At 69.3% G+C, this 18,894-nt stretch carries 21 protein-coding genes; 14 read left to right on the top strand and 7 right to left on the bottom strand.

The window, feature by feature from the left end:
• Positions 1–173: 173 nt before the first annotated feature.
• Positions 174–1,637 (bottom strand): neutral zinc metallopeptidase, encoded by a 1,464-nt coding sequence (locus AORI_RS72670; protein ID WP_043848335.1) that lies wholly within the window; start codon positions 1,635–1,637, stop codon positions 174–176.
• Between the two features lie 144 nt (positions 1,638–1,781).
• Here AORI_RS72670 and glgP point away from each other — a divergent pair, with 144 nt between their 5' ends.
• Positions 1,782–4,322 carry an alpha-glucan family phosphorylase gene (glgP, locus tag AORI_RS72665; protein ID WP_016336626.1) on the top strand — a complete coding sequence of 847 codons (2,541 nt, stop codon included), beginning with the start codon at positions 1,782–1,784 and terminating at the stop codon, positions 4,320–4,322.
• Position 4,323: 1 nt separating this feature from the next.
• On the opposite strand, the gene AORI_RS72660 is transcribed toward glgP, so the two are convergent.
• Positions 4,324–4,563 carry a hypothetical protein gene (locus tag AORI_RS72660; protein ID WP_228688227.1) on the bottom strand — a complete coding sequence of 80 codons (240 nt, stop codon included), beginning with the start codon at positions 4,561–4,563 and terminating at the stop codon, positions 4,324–4,326.
• 275 nt (positions 4,564–4,838) lie between these two features.
• Between AORI_RS72660 and AORI_RS72655 the strand changes: the two genes are divergently transcribed.
• The 4 genes from AORI_RS72655 to AORI_RS72640 all read left to right on the top strand — a co-directional run bounded on the left by AORI_RS72655 (position 4,839) and on the right by AORI_RS72640 (position 7,643).
• Complete coding sequence (locus AORI_RS72655) at positions 4,839–5,696, top strand: hypothetical protein (RefSeq protein ID WP_016336624.1); 858 nt, start codon at positions 4,839–4,841, stop codon at positions 5,694–5,696.
• 21 nt (positions 5,697–5,717) lie between these two features.
• Positions 5,718–6,083 carry a hypothetical protein gene (locus AORI_RS72650; protein ID WP_016336623.1) on the top strand — a complete coding sequence of 122 codons (366 nt, stop codon included), beginning with the start codon at positions 5,718–5,720 and terminating at the stop codon, positions 6,081–6,083.
• 17 nt (positions 6,084–6,100) lie between these two features.
• On the top strand, positions 6,101–6,742 hold the full coding sequence (locus AORI_RS72645; protein WP_016336622.1) for a hypothetical protein: 642 nt from the start codon (positions 6,101–6,103) through the stop codon (positions 6,740–6,742).
• Positions 6,743–6,818: 76 nt separating this feature from the next.
• Positions 6,819–7,643, top strand: coding sequence for a hypothetical protein (locus tag AORI_RS72640; protein WP_016336621.1), 825 nt, complete (start codon positions 6,819–6,821; stop codon positions 7,641–7,643).
• On the opposite strand, the gene AORI_RS72635 is transcribed toward AORI_RS72640, so the two are convergent.
• Together AORI_RS72635 and AORI_RS72630 are read right to left on the bottom strand one after the other, a co-directional pair.
• Positions 7,640–8,035, bottom strand: coding sequence for a rhodanese-like domain-containing protein (locus tag AORI_RS72635; protein ID WP_016336620.1), 396 nt, complete (start codon positions 8,033–8,035; stop codon positions 7,640–7,642). The two genes, AORI_RS72640 and AORI_RS72635, sit on opposite strands and share 4 nt — an antisense overlap.
• Positions 8,032–8,580 carry a cysteine dioxygenase gene (locus AORI_RS72630; protein ID WP_016336619.1) on the bottom strand — a complete coding sequence of 183 codons (549 nt, stop codon included), beginning with the start codon at positions 8,578–8,580 and terminating at the stop codon, positions 8,032–8,034. Before AORI_RS72630 ends, AORI_RS72635 begins: the two co-directional genes overlap by 4 nt.
• A gap of 315 nt (positions 8,581–8,895) precedes the next feature.
• On the opposite strand from AORI_RS72630, the gene AORI_RS72625 reads away from it, so the two are divergent.
• Genes AORI_RS72625 through AORI_RS72600 form a run of 6 tightly spaced genes read left to right on the top strand, consistent with a single transcriptional unit; the run spans position 8,896 to position 13,870 of the window.
• Entirely contained in the window at positions 8,896–9,708 is an 813-nt protein-coding gene (locus AORI_RS72625; RefSeq protein WP_016336618.1) for an ABC transporter ATP-binding protein, read from the top strand.
• Between the two features lie 55 nt (positions 9,709–9,763).
• Positions 9,764–10,543: an enoyl-CoA hydratase/isomerase family protein gene (locus AORI_RS72620; RefSeq protein ID WP_005167845.1), complete on the top strand. Its 780-nt coding sequence runs from the start codon at positions 9,764–9,766 to the stop codon at positions 10,541–10,543.
• A 4-nt stretch (positions 10,544–10,547) separates the two neighbouring features.
• Positions 10,548–11,510 carry a class I SAM-dependent methyltransferase gene (locus AORI_RS72615; protein WP_016336617.1) on the top strand — a complete coding sequence of 321 codons (963 nt, stop codon included), beginning with the start codon at positions 10,548–10,550 and terminating at the stop codon, positions 11,508–11,510.
• Positions 11,511–12,680, top strand: coding sequence for a class I SAM-dependent methyltransferase (locus AORI_RS72610; RefSeq protein WP_016336616.1), 1,170 nt, complete (start codon positions 11,511–11,513; stop codon positions 12,678–12,680).
• A gap of 11 nt (positions 12,681–12,691) precedes the next feature.
• On the top strand, positions 12,692–13,456 hold the full coding sequence (locus AORI_RS72605; RefSeq protein WP_016336615.1) for an HAD family acid phosphatase: 765 nt from the start codon (positions 12,692–12,694) through the stop codon (positions 13,454–13,456).
• Between the two features lie 39 nt (positions 13,457–13,495).
• Entirely contained in the window at positions 13,496–13,870 is a 375-nt protein-coding gene (locus AORI_RS72600) for a DUF427 domain-containing protein (RefSeq protein WP_043848334.1), read from the top strand.
• Between the two features lie 3 nt (positions 13,871–13,873).
• Here AORI_RS72600 and AORI_RS72595 read toward each other — a convergent pair whose 3' ends face one another.
• Positions 13,874–14,593 (bottom strand): hypothetical protein, encoded by a 720-nt coding sequence (locus AORI_RS72595; protein WP_016336613.1) that lies wholly within the window; start codon positions 14,591–14,593, stop codon positions 13,874–13,876.
• 67 nt (positions 14,594–14,660) lie between these two features.
• Here AORI_RS72595 and AORI_RS72590 point away from each other — a divergent pair, with 67 nt between their 5' ends.
• Complete coding sequence (locus tag AORI_RS72590; RefSeq protein ID WP_043848333.1) at positions 14,661–15,437, top strand: helix-turn-helix domain-containing protein; 777 nt, start codon at positions 14,661–14,663, stop codon at positions 15,435–15,437.
• 28 nt (positions 15,438–15,465) lie between these two features.
• Entirely contained in the window at positions 15,466–15,891 is a 426-nt protein-coding gene (locus AORI_RS72585; RefSeq protein WP_016336611.1) for an acyl-CoA thioesterase, read from the top strand.
• Here the strand turns inward: AORI_RS72585 and AORI_RS72580 are convergent, their stop codons facing one another.
• Positions 15,892–16,404, bottom strand: a complete 513-nt coding sequence (locus AORI_RS72580) for a GNAT family N-acetyltransferase (RefSeq protein ID WP_016336610.1) — start codon at positions 16,402–16,404, stop codon at positions 15,892–15,894.
• 29 nt (positions 16,405–16,433) lie between these two features.
• Between AORI_RS72580 and AORI_RS72575 the strand changes: the two genes are divergently transcribed.
• Entirely contained in the window at positions 16,434–17,315 is an 882-nt protein-coding gene (locus tag AORI_RS72575) for an aminoglycoside phosphotransferase family protein (RefSeq protein WP_016336609.1), read from the top strand.
• 134 nt (positions 17,316–17,449) lie between these two features.
• On the opposite strand, the gene AORI_RS72570 is transcribed toward AORI_RS72575, so the two are convergent.
• A complete protein-coding gene (locus tag AORI_RS72570) occupies positions 17,450–18,706 on the bottom strand; it encodes an HNH endonuclease signature motif containing protein (RefSeq protein WP_016336608.1) in 1,257 nt (418 codons plus the stop codon).
• Between the last annotated feature and the right edge of the window lie 188 nt (positions 18,707–18,894).

The raw sequence follows: 18,894 nt of genomic DNA, 5'->3' as shown, positions 1-18,894 counted from the left end.
TCGTCCTGAACGGCCCTTTCATGACACTCGGGCCGGGCCGTGGCGCTCCGGTCCCGTCGGTGGAGACGGTCCGCAACCCCCGAACGCCATGAAAGGTCCTTTCCTTGCAAATTTTGCAAGGAAAGGACCTTTCATGGCACTTCAGGGAGCGATGACCGGACCGATCAGCCCGATCAGCCGTACTGGGTCGAGCACACCGCAGAGCTCTCCAGGTAGCCCTTCCGCAGTGCCTCGAGCCGCTCGAAACCGTTGTCCACGCGCTTGCCGTTGACGTCGGCCGAGACCAGGCTCTCCGGGCTCAGCAGGTCCGAGATGGCCTCGTCGAGGTCACCGGAAGAGAGCCGCAGCGTCGCGCCGGGCACGGTGCTGGCCTTCGCCCACGCGCCGACCAGGCAGGCGGTGCGCAGTCCGGCGTTCGCGTTGTCGATCGACGCGCCGACACCCTTCTGGATGCCCATCGCGTACCGGGACGCGATTTCCGAGAACGCGGCGAAGTCGCCCTTGCCCTCGCTGTGCCCGCTTTCCCATTCCGCCTGCTGATCGACCGGCTGGGCGAGTTCGCGCAGCTTGGCCATGTCGATGCTGACGGTGTTGTTCGAGGGGCAGTACGACGCGGGCGGGGTGCTGGGGCCGCCGGGGCAGCTGCCGTTGCCGTCCTCGGTGATCTCCGGGCCGGGGACACCCGCGCCCTTGAAGGCCTCGTCGAGGCTCTTCTTCAGGATCCCGATGATCTCGGCGTCGAGCTTCTCGTCGCCCTTGCCCTTGTCACCCTTGTCGAACGGGCGCTCGGTGATCCGCGCCTTGATGTTCTCCTCGTTCATCGCGGCGCATTCCTTCGGGCCCTTCTCGAACCCGACCTGGAACGCGTACGTGCGGTCGAACGCCGTGCCGTGCGCGCCCTGCTTGGTCGCGCTGGTGCCCGCCTGGTCGCGGATCAGGAACAGCGACGCCATGACCTGGTTGAGGCCTTCGGACGTCGAGACCCGGTAGTACTTGCTCTTGTCCTCGGCGACCCAGCGGAAGTAGCCGCCGGCGAAACAGTCGGCCTGCTGTTCCTTGACGATCGACGGGGTGTTCTTCTTGATGCTGGCCTTCTCGCCGAGCCGGTACTGCACGGCGTGCCCGAGTTCGTGCGCGAGCACGACGGCGCCCGCCATCTTCCCGAACCGTTCGCGCAGCATCGGCAGCAGCACGCCGCGGTCCCACGCCACCAGGTCACCCGGCGGGCAGTAGAACGCGTTGACGAGCTTCTTGACGCTCCCGCATTCGGTCTCTTCGTCGTCGGTCTTCGCGCTGTAGGACAGCAGCGCCTTCAGCGGCTCGTACGGCTGCCCGAAGTCGCGCGGCATGACCTCGGTCCAGTAGGCCTGCGCGTCGGCGATCGCGGCGATGGCGAGCTGGTCGTCTTCGGAGCCGTCCTCGTTGCGGACCTGGAGGTCCGGCTTCGGCGCGTTCGGCTTGAGCCCGCTCTCGAAATGCGTGACCGGCAGGCCCGCGATGTCACCGGCGCCCGGCTGGCTGCCCTGCTGGCCGGTCGAGCTTCCCTTGTCGCTGCAAGCGCTCAGCCCGAGGGCCAGCACCGTCGCGACCGCGATCAGAGCCGGGCGTTTGAAGCCCCGCGCTCCCCCTTGGATCATGTTCACTCGCTTGTCGTCAGGGCCCCGACCGGGCCGCGTACTCCGGCAAGCAGGGACCCTACCCAGCGCTTATGGCCCGCGTGCAGGTAATCCCCGAAGTGGGTCTTGAGCGGGGCGGGGGCGGTGCCGATATGGTCGCTCCTCATGAGAGCAGTCCGCCGGTTCACCGTCCGCGCGAGCCTGCCGGAGTCGCTCTCCGGCCTCGGTGACCTCGCCACGAATCTGCGCTGGACCTGGCATCCGCCCACCCGCGATCTGTTCGCTTCGATGGACGCGGAGCTGTTCAACCGCGTCCGCGACCCGCTGCGCATGCTCACCGCCCTGCCCCCGGCCCGGCTCGACGAACTCGCCGTCGACGACGCGTTCCTCGCCCACGCGCGCGAGGCGGTCGCCGATCTGGACCGTTATCTCGCCGAGCCGCGCTGGTACCAGAAGCAGGACGACCCCGACCTCCCGCCCGCCGTCGCGTACTTCTCGATGGAGTTCGGCGTCACGGAGGCGTTGCCGAACTACTCCGGCGGCCTCGGCGTGCTCGCCGGTGACCACCTCAAGGCGGCGTCGGACCTCGGCGTGCCGATGGTCGGCGTCGGGCTGCTCTACCGAGCCGGGTACTTCCGGCAGGCGCTGTCGCTCGACGGCTGGCAGGTCGAGCACTACCCGGTGATCGACCCGAACGCCTTCCCGCTGGAGCTGCTGACCGACGGCGGCAAGCCGGTGCTGGTCGACGTCGCGATGCCCGCCGGGCGCACCTTGCACGCGCAGATCTGGAAGGCCCGCGTCGGCCGGATCCCGCTGCTGCTGCTCGACACCGACACCGACGCCAACGACGAGGACCTGCGCGCGGTCACCGACCGGCTGTACGGCGGCGACGCCGACCACCGCATCCGGCAGGAGATCCTGTCCGGGATCGGCGGTTTCCGCGCGGTGCGGCGCTACTGCGAGCTGACCGGGCATCCGCAGCCGAAGGTGTTCCACACCAACGAAGGCCACGCCGGATTCCTCGGGCTGGAGCGCGCCCGCGAGATCATCCAGGCCGACGGGCTGGCGTTCGACGAGGCGTTGCCCGCCGTCCGCGCCGGCACCGTGTTCACCACGCACACGCCGGTCAGCGCCGGGATCGACCGGTTCCCCGTCGATCTCGTCCAGCGGTACTTCACCGACGGCAGGCTCGTCCCGGACGTCGATCCGCGCCGCGTGCTCGCCCTCGGCGCGGAGGACAACCCCGGCCTGTTCAACATGGCGCATATGGGCTTGCGGCTGGCCCAGCGCGCGAACGGCGTCTCGGCCCTGCATGGCCGCGTCTCCCGGCGGATGTTCTCCCGCCTGTGGCCCGGGTTCGACTTCGACGAGGTGCCCGTCTCCTCGGTCACCAACGGCGTCCACGGGCCGACCTGGGTGGCGCGTGAGCTGAGCGCGCTGCTCGGGCGCAACCACGAGGAGCTGGGCCTCGACGGTGCTCAGGGCAAGCCGCTGCGGGACGGCGTCACCGACGAGCAGCTGTGGGCGCTGCGACGGGAGCTGCGCGAGAAGCTCGTCGCGGAGGTGCGGCGCCGGGTGCGGGCCGCCTGGATGCAGCGTGGCGCGTCCGCGCTCGAACTCGGGTGGACCGACACGGTCTTCGACCCGGACGTGCTGACCGTCGGCTTCGCGCGCCGCGTGCCGACGTACAAACGGCTCACGCTGATGCTGCGCGACCCGGATCGCCTGCGCGCGCTGCTGCTGGACGAGCGGCGCCCCATCCAGCTCGTCGTCGCGGGCAAATCGCATCCGGCCGACGAGGGCGGCAAGCAGCTGATCCAGCAGATCGTCCGGTTCGTCGACGATCCCGAGGTCCGGCGCCGGATCGTGTTCCTGCCGGACTACGACATGTCCATGGCGCGCTACCTCTACCGCGGCTGCGACGTCTGGCTGAACACGCCGGTGCGGCAGCTGGAGGCGTGCGGCACCTCGGGGATGAAGTCCGCGCTCAACGGCGGCCTCAACCTGTCCATCCGCGACGGCTGGTGGGACGAGTGCTACGACGGCAGCAACGGCTGGGCGATCCCGACCGCGGACGGCGTCACCGACCCGCTGCGCCGCGACGAACTGGAGGCCGCGGCGCTCTACGACCTGCTGGGCCACCAGATCGCGCCGTTGTTCTACGACCGCGGCGCCGACGGCGTGCCCGGTGGCTGGCTGTCGATGGTGTGGCACACGCTGGAGACCCTCGGGCCGCGGGTGCAGGCTTCGCGCATGGTGCGGGAATACGTCGAATCGGGTTACCTGCCCGCCTCGCGCATGGTCGCGGAGGCCACCGGCGACGGCTATCGCGGCGCGTTGTCGCTGGCCGACTACCGGACCAAACTGGACGTCTCCTGGCCGCGCGTGCGGATCTTCGACACCGAACTGCTCGTCGAGGACTCCGCGCCGATGGTCACCGGCACCGAGGTGACCATCCGGGCGCGGATCGACCTCGCCGGCCTCGAACCGTCCGAAGTGGACGTCCAGGCCGTCGTCGGGAAGGTGGGTGACGGGGACGAATTGAGCGACCCGGTCACCGTCGGCATGTCGGGCGACGGGATCGGCGCGTTCGCGGCACGGCTGAAACTGCCGCATCCTGGCTCGATCGGCTACACCGTCCGCGTGCTGCCGAAGCACCGTCTGCTGGCCACACCCGCCGAACTGGCCCGCGTCGTCCACGCCTGAGTCACCTCAAGAACGGCGCACCGGTCCCGTGCGGAGGCCGGTGCGCCGAGACGTATGCGGCGTACCGCGCGTATTCCCAAGCCTGGGCGAACTGGACGAGTTCCGCCTGGCGACGCTGATGCCAGCGTGCCGAAACAAGCCAGCCCGCTCCCGCGCCGAGCAGCATCGCCAGTCCGGCGATCACGACGAGTTCCATTCCGTGCTCCTGGTTTCCCGGCCGCTCGATCGGCGGCTGTCGCATCGACGCTAAGCGGAATGATCGTCTTCGCGCAGCACCTGCCGGACCTTGGTCAGGAAGTGGTCAGGAGACGTACGTACGGTTTTCGTATGCCACGGATTGGTCAACCCCGCCCGTTGTCAAGTCGGTGGCAAACAAAAGGCGAAACCGGGCCCGGATGGTGTCCAATAAATGGCAAAAGTGCAGGTGAGGGTCGCTTTATCGGACGATCGGGGGTGATTCGTGCGGCGCATTGTGATCGCCTAGGCTCTTCGTCCTTGAGGTCGCATAGGGGAGGAATGGTGACTTCGACGAGGAAAAGAAAAAAGCCCGAGGACAGCGTGCTCGGCATCCACAAGCGCAACGGCATCTGGCAGGACGGGCTCGCCACGGTGATGGGGCCGGAGTTGCTCGAGCGCTGGGGAATCGCGGAAGACGCCGAGGCGTCACGCGTGCGGGAGATCGTGCTCGTGCGCTTGAACCGGGTACTGGACCAATTCCGGAAACCCGAACTGCCCGTGATCGTCTGGACCGCGTACAACCTCGGTGCGGGTTCGCCCGGCGAGGAAAGCGGCGTCGTCCGGCGGCTCGAAAGACTGGTCGGCCAGGGCGGCGTCGAATGCAGTGTCCGAACCTGCACCCGCCGATTCAACGACGTTTTCCTGCCGGCCGTCGTGAAGAGCTTGAGCGCCGGGCAGAGCGCGATCACCGGCGATGACCTCGCCCGGGCTTCGCGCTGGCTGGCCGCGAACATCCGGCCCGGCGCGCCGGAACCCGCGGTGGACGCGGGCGGCCTGTCCGCCGCCATCCGAAGGCTCCGTGCGCCGATGGAGCCGGTGCTGATGATGTTCCTCGACGGTCCTGTCCACGGCCCCGCGGACGGTGAGGGAGTACCGCTCGCGGCCAAGCTCGGCTCCCGGGGCGAGTGGCTGTGCGTCTTCACCGGAGAACGGCTCCTGACCGCCTATCGCGAATCCACCGGTGCGGGCTGGACGCGGATCGGCCGATGGACGGGCCGGGACGTCGTGCGGACGGCCGCGGGCCGGATCTTCCCGACCGGGATCCTGATCGATCCGAGTCCGGTGATGGGCGCGGGGGCCGACGCCACCCTGCCCCTCCCGCCGGAGGAGATCGCCCGGCTCGCCCGTGAATGCTGATCCGAGACGAGGACATCGGACATGATCGATTTCGAGGCCGTTCCCGACGAACTGAGCCGGGCGGGCGACCGGCTCCACGACATCACCGAGCTGATCACCAGGCAACCGGCGCTGAAATTCAAGGCAACGGCGAGCGAAGCGGGAGATCCCGTGCTCGTGGCGGCGCTGGAGAGCTTCCAAGAGGCTTCCGCGCACAGCGTCGCCGTGCTCGCCGAGGACGTGCGGCGCCTCGGTGATCGGCTGGGCAAGGCCGCGCGCGACTACCGGAACGGCGAAGAAGCGGCGGTCGAGAAGGTCAACATGATCGAAGCCGCCGAAGATCGCGCCCCGCGAGCCGCGGCCTTCGACGCCGGGAGTGTCAACACCATCCAGGCCGTTCTCGGCTGAAGCGAAGAGGACGGACGATGAAGCCGGAAGATCCGGACGGGCCGAGTACGCCCTGGACGGCTGGGACGGTGAGCGTGCTCCGAAGCGAGGCGGAACGCTTGCGAGCGGTTTCCCGGTCTTTGGAGGACCAAGCCGTCGAGGTGCGCCAGATCGATCCTCGGGGCTGGGCCGGTCCTGGGCACGACGCGTATCTGGGGCGCCGGACCGAACTGGCCGCCCGGTGCCGGACGGTCGCGGAGGAGCACGGCCGCGCCGCGCGGGCGCTGGACGATTTCGTGGCCGTCCTGGAGCAGCTGACCAGGAACGCGCGGGACACCGCGGATCCGTCGCTCATCCGGAGACTGAACGCGCAGCGGACCGAGGCGGCGGCACGGGCCGCGGCCACGCTCACCGAAGTGGGCAAGGACCTGGCCGCGTTGAAAACGGTGCTCGGCGAGGTCGACCGGCGCGTGGTCCCGGAATCCCGGCCCGCGCGTGACGCGAAGCCGATTTCACCGCCGCCCGACACGGTCACCGGTCAGACTGGGCTCGCGCCCGCGTTGCTCCTGGCCGACCCGGCCGAATTCGACCGGCGGACACAGGGGCTGAGTGACGCCATGTGGCGATTCTGGTCGATGCCGCCGCTTGTCAAGCCGGTGGCGAACAAAGGAAACCCCTGATCTTCGATTTCCGCCGAACAATGCGGAAAGGCCGGGTGAAATAGACTTTGCCGGGCCGATCGCGAATCGCGGAGGAATGGTGGCTTCGGCGAAAGAGACGAAAACATCGCGCAGGGCCAAGGACCGGTTGCACCATGTCCACGCCCGCGCCGGGATCCGACAGGACGGCCTGCGCCATGCGCTGGGGCCGGAACTGCGGGAAATCTGGGGAATCGCCGAAGACGCCGAGCCGGGCCGGGTGCGCGAGATCGTCCTTCTGCGGTTGAACCGCGTTCTCGAACGGTTCGCCGACCCGCTCATGCCCGAGATCGTCTGGACCGCGTACAACCTCGGCGTCGATCCGGTGCACGGCGGGGCGGGCATGGTCGGCCGGATCAGGACGATGGTCGGCCGCGGCCGGGTCGCCGTCTCCGAGCGCACCTGCACCAGGCGGTTCTACGACTTCCTGGGAAGTGTCAAGAACAGCCTGGACGGTTTCCAGGAGGACCTCACCGGCGAGGATTTCAGGATCGCTTCGCGGTGGATCGCCGAGAACGTCCGTCCCGAACGGGAGCAGAGTCCTCGCGACCCCGTGCCCTCGGTCATGCGCATGTTCCTCGACGGCACGGTGTGCGGTCCGGCGGACGAGGCGGGTGCGCCGATCCCGGCCCGCCTCGGCGCGCACGGCGACTGGTTGTGCGTCTTCACCGACGAACGGCTTCTGGCCGAGTACCGCGCGGTCACCGGCGCGGGCTGGGCCCGGATCCGGCACCGGACCGGCCGGGAGGTCGTGCTCGCCGCCGCCCGGCGCGACGCGGCGACCGGGGTGCTGGTCAATCCCAGGCCGACGCGCGGCGCCGGGATCCACGCCGCGTTGCCGCTCTCCCCGGATTCGATCGCCCGGCTCGCGGTCCGCCGCTAGGGGACGGCGGGGGTGCCACCTTCCCGGATCGGGAGGCCGGCCGAACGCCAGGCGCGGAACCCGCCTTCGAGGTCGGTGGCGCCCGGCAGGCCGAGCCGCTGCAGGTCGGCCGCGGCGAGGCTCGACGAGTACCCCTCGTTGCAGACGACGATCACCGTCGAATCCGGTTTCACCTGCGGCAGCCGCCACTCGCTGTCCGGCGCGAGCCGCCATTCGAGATGGATCCGCTCGACGACCACCGAGTCCGGGATCTCGCCCTCTTCCAGCCGGTTGACGTGTGGGCGGATGTCCACGATCAGGGCGCCGTCGCGCTGAAGCCGCAGCGCCTGCTCCGGCGCCGCCCGGTCCAGTCCGGCCCGGGCGGCGGCCAGCAGGTTGTCGATCGCGCTCATCGGCCCAGTATCGGGGCCAGCGAGGGGATCTCGGCGGGAACGTCGGCGAGCGTGGCGTACTCGCGGGTCGCGACCAGCGGCGGCGAGTAGGCGTGGACGCTCGCGGCGGGCTCGGTGCCGATGCCGGTCACCTGGTGCGCGCGGCCCGCGCCGAAGCCGATGCCCTCGCCCGCGACGTGCGTGCGGCGCCGGACCGGGCCGCCGGGGTAGCGGTACTCCTCGCCGAGTTCGCCCTGCAGCACGGTGAACGAGCCGGACGCGCCGCCGTGGTCGTGCGGTTTGGTCTGCTGGCCGGGCAGCCACGACAGCAGCCACAGTTCGACGCCGTCGGTCAGCGCGAGCCGCGCCCACCAGCGCTGGTCGGCGTCGAAGCGCAGCAGGCCGCGCAGGCCGGAGGTGAGCTCGGTGGCGACGGTGGAGGTCAGGTCGGCCAGCTCCCGGGGCGTCCAGAGCAGACGGTCGGGGTGCAGCAGTTCCGGCAGCAGCGGATCGGCCAGCCGCGGATGGATCTCGAAGTCCTGGCGCGGGGTGATGGACGTGGTCACGGTGAGGCTCCTCGTGAAGGTTCGCGGGCGCGGAAGGCAAGGCGCGGCGCGACACGGGAGTGCCGTCGAAAGGGAACTCAGCCGTGTCGCGCGGTGGTACACCCGCACGAGGCGACGAGGAGCAGGTCGATGGCCCGGCGGCGCCAGAAAGAGCCCCCGATGACGGGGAAGGCGGCGGACACGGACCTGATCACGCGCTCGATGCTGCCACAACGGCCGCGTCCGGGTCGTCTCGTCCCACTCCCTGGACCAGCCGCTTTCCACCGACCGGCGGCCCGGTGCACACACGCGCGCGAGTGCGGACACAATGGGCGCGTGAGCGAGCCGATCCAGCCCAGCGAACTTGACGACCTCGTGGTGAGGATGACCGGTGTCGGGGTCCGCCGAACAGGCAACGACCTCCTCGCCGACCTCGATTGGACCGTGGAACTGGACGAGCGCTGGGTGGTGCTCGGCCCGAACGGCGCGGGCAAGACCACCCTGCTCCGGCTGGCCGCGGCCGAACTCCACCCGACCTCGGGAACGGTCGACCTGCTTGGCGACCGGATCGGCAAGGTCAACATCTTCGAGCTGCGCCCGCGCATCGGGTTCACCTCGGCCGCGATCGCCCAGCGTGTGCCGGGTGAGGAGCGCGTCGTCGACGTCGTGGTGAGCGCCGGGTACGCCGTCGTCGGCCGCTGGCGTGAGGAATACGACAGTCTCGACACCGACCGCGCCATGGAGCTGCTCGGCGCCCTCGGCATCGCGCACCTGGCCGAGCGCACTTTCGGCACGCTGTCGGAGGGCGAGCGCAAGCGGACCCTGATCGCGCGTTCGCTGATGACCGACCCGGAGATGTTGCTGCTCGACGAGCCCGCCGCCGGGCTCGACCTCGGCGGCCGCGAAGACCTCGTCGCCCGCCTTTCGGAGCTGGCCCTCGACCCGGAGGCGCCCGCCATGGTGCTCGTCACCCATCACGTGGAAGAAATCCCGCCGGGGTTCACCCACGCGCTGCTGCTGCGCGACGGCCGCACGGTCGCGTCCGGGCTCGTGGACGACGTCGTGACCAGCGACAACCTGTCCAAGACGTTCGATCAGGACCTCTTGCTCGAACGGTCCGGTGATCGCTTCTTCGCCCGTCGCCGCTGACGGGTCGTACTGACCGGTAGCCTGCAATCTGTCTTGGACGGTTAAGGAGGACGGCGTGGGAGAGTTCGTAAGTCTCGAGGTCGAAGGCGGGGTCGGCACGATCCGGCTGGACCGCCCGCCGGTCAACGCGCTGAACAACCAGGTGCAGGCCGAGCTGGCCGAGGCGGCCCGTGAGGCCTCCGAGCGCGACGACGTGCGCGCCGTGATCCTCTACGGCGGCGAGAAGACCTTCGCGGGTGGCGCGGACATCAAGGAGATGGCCGAGCGCACGTACCCCGAAATCGCGAAGTTCGGCGCCGCGCTGACCGCGTCGCTGGCCACCATCGCGAACATCCCGAAGCCGGTCGTCGCGGCCATCACCGGCTACGCGCTGGGCGGCGGCCTCGAACTCGCGCTGACCGCCGACCGCCGCATCGCCGGCGACAACGTCAAGGTCGGGCAGCCCGAGATCCAGCTCGGCGTCATCCCGGGCGCCGGCGGCACGCAGCGCCTCGCCCGGCTCATCGGCCCCAGCAAGACCAAGGACCTCGTGTTCACCGGCCGGTTCGTGAAGGCCGAAGAGGCCCTCGCGCTGGGCATCCTCGACGAGGTCGTGGCACCGGACGACGTCTACGCCGCCGCGCACAAGTGGGCCTCGCAGTTCGCGAACGGTCCGGCTGTCGCGCTTCGCGCCGCGAAGGCCGCCATCGACGGCGGTCTCGACACCGACCTCGCGAGCGGCCTCAAGCTCGAATCCCACCTCTTCGCCGCGCTCTGGGCGACCGAGGACCAGCGCAACGGCATGAAGTCGTTCATCGAAAACGGCCCCGGCAAGGCCACCTTCGAGGGGAAGTAGCCCGATGACCCAGGTGAACGACCCGGCGCCGAATCCGCACGCCACCGCGGAAGAGGTCAAGGCCGCCTTCGACGACCCCAAGCTCGCCAACGTGCTCTACCACGACTGGGAAGCCGGGACCTACGACGAGAAGTGGTCCATCTCCTACGACGAGCGCTGCATCTCCTACGCGACGGACGTGTTCAACGCCGTCGCCGGTGAAGACGGCCAGCCGTACCCGACCGCGATGGAACTGGGCAGCGGCACCGGTTTCTTCCTGCTGAACCTGATGCAGGGCGGGGTGATCAAGAAGGGTTCGGTCACCGACCTCTCTCCGGGCATGGTGCAGGTCGCGCTGCGCAACGCCGAGAACCTCGGGCTCGACGTCGACGGCCGGGTCGCCGACGCGGAGCGGATCCCGTACGAGGACAACAGCTTCGATCTCGTCGTCGGGCACGCGGTGCTGCACCACATCCCGGACGTCCGCGCGGCGTTCGCCGAGGTGCTGCGGGTGCTGAAGCCGGGCGGCCGGTTCGTGTTCGCGGGCGAGCCGACGAAGGTCGGCGACTTCTACGCGCGCAAGCTCGGCCAGATCACGTGGTACCTCACCACCAACCTGACGAAGATCCCGGTGCTGAACGGCTGGCGCCGTCCGCAGGAGGAACTCGACGAGTCCTCCCGCGCGGCCGCGCTGGAGGCCGTGGTCGACATCCACACCTTCGACCCGTCCGAACTCGAGTCGATGGCCCGCGGCGCGGGGGCGCAGGACGTCCGCGCGGTCACCGAGGAGTTCGCCGCGGCGCTGGCGGGCTGGCCGATCCGCACCTTCGAGGCCGCCGTGCCGCAGGAGAAGCTGACCCTGCGCTGGCGTCTGTTCGCGTACCGGCTGTGGCTGCGGCTGTCCGCGTTGGACAAGAAGCTGCTCGCCAAGGTGCTGCCGCGCGAGCTGTTCTACAACGTGATGATCACCGGTACCAAGCGTCCGTAGGTGTCGTATCGGTTCACGCTCGACGACGTCGCCTTCCTGCGCTCCGGCGCGGGAAGCGCGGCGCTCGCCGAATGCTCGTCCCTGCCGCTGACCGACAAGACCCGCATCGCCGACGTCGCCGCCGTGCGCCGGATCGCCCCGGACCACGCGGCCGCGGTGCTGGAAACGGTGGTGCTGCGGCGGAAGTCGTCGGCCAAACTGGACTCCGCTGGCTCGTGGCTGTTCACCGGTGACGCCCTCCAGCAGGCCAGCGCCACAGTGGTCGCCCGGCACCGGGCTTCGCGGCTCGCCGGCCGCGACGTCCACGACGTGACGTGTTCCGTCGGCGCGGACCTGGTCGAGATCGCCCGTGTCGCCTCGAAGGCGCTGGGTTCGGATCTGGACGAGGTCCGGCTGGCGATGGCGCGGCACAACGCCGCCGAGGCCGGGGTTTCGCCCGCGCTGCTCAGGGCCGACGCGCTGCGGCCGGTCAGCCGGACTTCGGTCGTCGTCGCCGATCCTGCCCGCCGCGACTCCGCCGGGCGCCGGGCGTGGAAGCCCGCCGATTTCCTGCCGCCGCTGGACGGCCTGGTCGATGCCTATCCCGGCCGCGAACTCTCGGTGAAATGCGCGCCGGGTCTCGATTTCTCCATCGCGCCATGGGCGGACGAGGTCGAACTGGTCTCTTTGGACGGTCAAGTCCGCGAGGCGTGCCTGTGGCGCGGCGTGGGCTCGACGGTGTCCCGCCGGGCGACGGTGTTGCGTTCGGACGGTACACAGTGGACGATCGCCGACGCCGACCCCGACGATATCCCCGTGCGCGAGCCGGGTGAATGGATCGTCGACCCCGACGGTGCCGTCGTCCGTGCCGGACTCGTACGGCATTACGCGGCACGGCACGGTTTGTGGCAGCTCGACGAACGCATCGCGTACCTGACCGGGGACATTCCGCCGCCGGGAATCCGGGCGTTCCGGGTGTTCGAGCACGGACCGTACAGCGATAAGAATCTTCGTGTACTGCTGAAAAAACACGATATCGGTCGATTGGAAATTCTCGTCCGCGGTCTCGATATCGACCCGGATGCCTTGCGCCGCAAGCTGAAACCTCGCGGAGGTGAAGAAGCTACTTTGGTACTGACCAGAATCGGTCGATCTGGAGTAGCGTTCCTTTGCCGCGCACAGCTGACGTGAGGAGCATTTCCATGAGCCGGTTCACCGGTCTGCTGAAACTGGCCGCCGCCGCGGCCGCCGGAGCCGTCCTCGCGGGCGGCGCCACCGCCGTCGCGAACACCGACGACGCCACCTGGCGGCGCGGTCACGAGCCCGCGAACATCGGCCAGGTCAAGCTCGACGTGAAGGCCTACTACGGCGATGTCGTCGGCAGCGACGGCAAGCACGGGTACTCCGAGGGCAGCCGGTTCGTTTCCGACACCAAGCGCCAGGTCGAGGACGCCAAGCGCTATCTCTCGCGGCGGCTGGACCGCGGCGTGAAGAATCCCGCCGTCGTGTTCGACGTCGACGACACCGCCGAGGTCACCTACGGCTGGGAAGCGGACAACGACTTCGGCTTCGACCCGAAGAAGCAGCAGGAAGCCATCGACAAGGGCACGTTCGTCGCGAACAAGCCGGTGCTGGAGCTGGCGAACTGGGCCGCGCAGCGCGGCGTGAAGATCTACTTCCTGACCGGGCGCAACGAGTTCCAGGGCCCGCAGTCGCTCAAGAACCTCGCGAACGAGGGCTACCCGGCGCCGGCGGGGGCGTTCTTCAAACCGAAGACCACCGCGCCGGACTACCTGCCGTGCGGGCTGACCTGCACCACCGTCCAGTACAAGGCGGGCACGCGGAAGCACATCGCCTCGACCGGCGCGACCATCCTGGCCAACTTCGGCGACCAGTTCAGCGACCTCGAAGGCGGCTACGCCGAGTTCCCGGTCAAGCTGCCGAATCCGATGTACTACCTGCCCTGAGGAGGGAATATCCGCGCGTTCGGCGTCGCTGTGCCCGGTATGGCTGACAAAAAGGTGTTGAAGCCCAGCGCGGACCACCCGATCACGGTGGCGCCGAACGAGTCGCGAGTGGTCGTCACGGTCGGCGGCAAGGTCGTGGCGGACAGCGCGAACGCGCTCACCCTGCGGGAGGCGAACTACCCGCCCGCGCAGTACATCCCGCGTGCCGACGTCGACTTCGACCTGCTGGAGCGGACGGACCACTCGACGTACTGCCCGTTCAAGGGCGACGCGTCGTACTACAGCATCCGCACCGGCGACGGCCTCGCCGAGAACGCGGTTTGGACCTACGAGGCACCGCACGACGCGGTCGCCGAGATCAAGGACCACGTGGCGTTCTACCCGACGAAGGTCGACTCGATCGAAGAGCGCTGACCCTCACGGGAGCTGGTTGATCCGGTCCCCGTCGGCCGCGAGCGAGGTGTCGGACTCGATCCGCCAGGCCTCCAGGCCCGGCGCGTCCAGCAGCGCGTCGACCAGGGCCTCGTCGCCCGCGACGAGGGTCGAATCGAAGTCGACCTCGGTGGCGACGCACCACGCGCGGTCGTCCGGCCAGAACAGGTTGGGCGACTGCGCTTCGAACCAGCTCGGCCGGGGCCGCCAGCCGAGTTCGGTCGCGGCCGACAGCGGCCCGTGGAACAGCAGGTAGTCCCGGCCGGGATGGCGCAGGCGCGGCGCGGCGAGGTGCTCGCGGGACAGCGTCGCCTCGTCGGCCCAGCCGTAGCCCTCCCAAAGGCAGAACCAGGCGTTCGGCGTGCTCGTGTGCCGGCCGAGCACGGCCAGCAGCGCGGTGAGGCTGTGCGACGGCAGCGTGCCCCGGTCCGGCGGGGAACCCCGCCAGAGCGAACCGGTGAGATTCACCGGATCCGGGGAGCCGACGAGCGCGTGCCACTGCATGGCGGCATGGGCCCGGCGTCCCGTCTCGGCCGCGGCTTCACGCCAGCTCGCCCAGCCGCCGCGATCACGCTCGGCGGGATGACAGAGGCGCGCGTACGCGGCGTAGCCCCGCGGAACCGTGCGACCTGCCGCGCCGAACGCCCCACCGAGCCTGGAGGAGATCCACTCGGCGGGAGAAGGGTCGAGCACCGGCTGCAGCACGCCGGCAAGTCTTCAGCAAGATCAAGTGAAGCGCATCTTGTCGGTGGCTGGGGGCATACTGCCGGGCGTGGGTGTTCCGCTGCGTCGACGGTCAGGTCGTTCGGTGTACCGCGAAAGCAGGCCGGTCGCGGCGGTGGCCGGCGTCGTCGAGAGCGTCTGGACGGGTTTGGTGGGCTGCCGTCGTCCGCTGAGGGTGTTCCCGGACGGCTGTGTCGATCTCGTCTGGGACGGGACGGTGCTGGCCGCGGTCACCACAGCGCGCGGGGTGCTGCGGCACGAGCTGCCGTCGGCGGTGTGGACCGCCGGGCTCCGTCTGCGGTGCGGCGTCGGCGGTGCGGTGCTGGGCCTGCCGATGACGGAGCTACCGGCGGGTGCCACTCCCTTGCGAGACCTGTGGGCCGCTGAGGCTCGCCGCGCGGAGTCCGAGTTGGCTGCGTGCGAGACGCCAGGCGAGGCGCGGCCGGTGCTGGAAGCGCTGGTCGCCGAGCGGCTCCGGGACGTCGAGGTGGACGGGCTGTCGGTCGCGGCCGCTCGTGCCCTGAGCGCGCTCGGTGCCCGCACCGATCGGGTAGCGGCGGAGCTGGGCGTGAGCGAGCGCGGCCTTCGTCGGCATGTCCGGCACGACGTCGGCGTCGGTCCCAAGGAGTTGCAGCGGGTACTGCGCTTCCACGGGTTCCTGAAGCGGGTCGAGTCCGTGGCGCGCGACCACGCGTCGCTCGCCGACGTCGCCGCCGATATGGGCTACGCGGATCAGTCGCATCTCGGGCGGGAATGCCGCCGGCTGTCGGGTGCGTCGCCCGGCGCGCTCGTGCGGTCATGGACTGGCCGAAACGTTCCAGACTGAGGAGGCCCGCCGGGGCGAAGATCGGGCGGTGCTCGAACCTTTCCGCGTCACCATCAACATCCGTACGGACGATCTCGACCTCAACGGTCACGTCCGCGGCCCCGCCTACCTCGCGTACGCCGATCACGCACGCTGGGAATGCGTGTGGGCGGCCGGGGTGGACCCGTTGGCTTTGAAGGCGGGGAACCTCGGCCCGGTCAACCTCGAGACGACGATCCGGTTCCGCCGCGAGCTTCGCGCCCGCGCGCGGATCGACGTGCTGACCCGGTTCGCCTGGGAGCCGGGCAAGGTGTCCCGCGTCGTCCAGGAATTCGTGGCGCCGGACGGTGCCGTCGTGGCCGAGGTGGAAAGCGTCTCGGGGCTGATGGATCTCGAATCGCGGCGGCTGGTCCCGGATCCGGGACGGTATTGGCGGAAATACGCTTCACGGCCGGAGGTCCTGGGCTTGTCGTGATCAGGACACCCGCTTTTCGTAGAGGCTGGTGGGCCATTTCGCTTGAGGCGGATCCGCCACGTGCTGGAATCCCGCGCGCTCGTAGTACCCACGCAAGGCCGGATTGTCCCTCGTGGTCGCCACGCGGACGAAGGTCTTGTGGTGAGCCGCGGCCTTCTCACCGACCCAGTCAATGATCCTGATCCCGAGTCCGGTCGCTTTCCGCGCCACCGCGAGGCGGCCCAGATAGTAGGCCGGTTCCGTGGTTTCGCCCCAGAGCCCGGGATCCGCCTCGGCCACCGCACAGGTCGCGATCGGCCCGCCGGGCCCGACGATCAGCAGCGCCTCACCCGCCTGGATCTGATGCCGTACCGAATCCACGGGAAAGCGTTGCGGCCATTGGTGAATCCCGCGCACGGCCAGCCAGGCCGCGGCCTCGGCGAGAAGGTCGAGCACGACGTCCTCCTCGCCCGCCCTGGCCGGGCGGATGGTGGTGTCCGGGGTGAGCGGCTCGGGATCGGCGAGGATCGGCATGTCCCGATGATGCCCCCGGCGGTGGTTGGATGTCCGTCGTGGTCGACGAGAACCTCGTACGGAGGCTGATCGCGCAACAGTTCCCTCGATGGGCCGGGCAGGCGATCGCACGATGGCCCTCCGGCGGCACGGTCAACGCCATTTTCCGGCTGGGCGAGGACATGGTCGTGCGGTTGCCGCTGACCAACAGCGGCGCGAAGGACGTCGCACTGGAACAGGAGTGGCTGCCCCGGATCGCGCCGCAGCTGCCCACGCCGATCCCCGAAGTGCTCGGTGCGGGAGCGCCCGCCGACGGATACCCATGGCCGTGGTCGGTGTACCGCTGGCTGCCCGGCGAGAACCCGCTTCCGGAAACGCTCGGCTCGCCCGTGCCGCTGGCCGAAGACCTGGCCGAGTTCGTGCTGGCGATGCGTCGCGTCCCGCCGGTACCCGCACCCGCTCTCGCGCATCGCGGCGGACCGCTAGCGACGTTGGACGCGGAGACACGGTCGGCGATCGAAAGCCTGCGCGCGATTCCGGAGGAGAACGTCGACTGCGACGCCGTCCTCGCTCTCTGGGAGGAGGCTTTGCGGATCCCGGCTTGGGGTGAGGCACCGGTGTGGCTGCACGCCGATCTGATGCCGGGCAACCTGCTGGTGGACGGGGGCCGGCTGTCCGCGGTGATCGACTTCGGCTGCATGGGCGTTGGCGATCCGGCCTGCGACCTGTTCCCGGCGTGGAACCTGTCGCCCGCCGACGCGAGGGGCGTCTTCCGGGAGGCGGTGGACGTGGACGACGCCACCTGGCGCCGCGGCCGCGGCCGGACGCTTTCGCAGGCGCTGATCGCATTGCCGTACTACCGCACGACCAACGAAGCCATGGCGGGCAACGCTCGGCACGTGATCCGGGCGGTGCTGGACGAGGCGGACTGATCCACCGGTTTCCGGTTGGAGGGAGAACAGACGTTGGCTTGGGGATGCCGGGATCCATTGGCGGGCAGGGGCGATCGCGACCGTGAGTTCTCCCCGCCGGTTGTGGTTTGGTTCTGAAGGTTCACTGGGGCGGCCTATGTCCTGAGGTGCATGGTGTTTCTCCTTGGTGTTCCGGTGGGGTCGAGGTAGGTGGGCGGGGTGAATTCGGGGAGTCCGTCTTGGGCGATCTGGACTTTCCATTCGCTGCGGTGGATCAATCGGTGGTGTTTGGTGCAGAGGAGGACGAGGTTGTCGATTTTGGTTTCGCCGTGGTGTCGCCAGAAGACGATGTGGTGGGCGGTGCAGCGGGGTACGGGCATGTCGCAGCCGGGGAAGGCGCAGCCTCCGTCGCGGAGGGTGAGTGCGTATTTCTGCGCTAGGGAGACGGTGCGTTTGGAGCGGCCGATGTCGAGGGGTTCGCCTGCGGTGCGGAGGACGCCGGGGCGGACGCGGGCGTCGCAGGCGAGGATGCGGGCGTCGGTGGCGCTGATCGGGCCGACCAGATCCAGGTGGGCTTCACCGATGTCCCGGATCAAATCCTCGTAGGACATCGTGACCAGGATGTGCGTGGCTTCGCCGGCTTGGCCGGGAAGGTTCCGGCTGGTGGTCTTCAGCCGGACGTAGTCGGTAAAGGCGTCCCCGTAGCGCTCGTCCTGAGTCCGAGCATCCCGAATGCCGTCGATGGCCTTGTGCGGCTTGGCCATCGGATCCAGATCGGACTTCAACCGGGCATACGTTTCCAGATCCAGGCGGGCCTTGAGACCCAAGGTGCCGTCGCGGTGCTTGACGAACCGCAGCTCCGGCCGGGTCTCCTTCGGGTCCTCATTGCGGGGTTCCTTGCCGTCGGGGTCGAGTTCGTCGAGCAAGCGGCGTCCAGCGCGGGCGATCTGCCTCGGCCCCGCGTGCCGGGCCAGTTCGACGAGGATCTTCTCCCCGGCCCGCACATCTTTGTCGGGAACAGTGGAGGGGATGCGGGCGAGCGTCTTGATGATCGCGTCGATCTGACCGCCACCGATCGCGCCCTCCGCAGCCGCCTCGGCCGTCAACGGAGCCAACGGCGGCTCGGGGTCACCTCCGATCGAGGGGCCGGGATGCAGAGCCAGCACCCGATCGGCACGGGCGGCGGCTTCCTTGTCCGACACCAGGAAGTCCTCGAGAATCAATCCCGCCAGCGTCGAATGACCACTGCAGCCACGGATCCCGCGGGAATTGATTTCCGCGAGGATAGCGTTCTGCTCGGCATCCAACTGTCGTTTCAGAACTTCGAGTTCTTGTTTGCGGGCATGCAGCGTCGCGGTGCCGACGCGCCACCACTCGGTGGTCGTCTTGGGGGAGGCATCGTCGCTGGACACAAGATCAATGCTACGCCGAATCGAACACCTGTGCTATAGCATGTTCAGACTATATCGAACGATGTAGGACGCCTAAAGGGAATACAGAGAGCGAGGGTGGCTGCAATTAGTCGGCTAACTGTGGCCATCCCTGTCCAGTCCGCAGAGAAGGCGGTGAGGCGGGTGCGCGCCAACCCGGCCTCGTGCTA

It is taken from the genome of Amycolatopsis keratiniphila, assembly GCF_000400635.2.
In the GTDB taxonomy this organism is placed as follows: domain Bacteria; phylum Actinomycetota; class Actinomycetes; order Mycobacteriales; family Pseudonocardiaceae; genus Amycolatopsis; species Amycolatopsis keratiniphila.
Note: the sequence above shows the minus strand (reverse complement) of the source record. Positions and strands in the feature narration are given on the sequence as shown.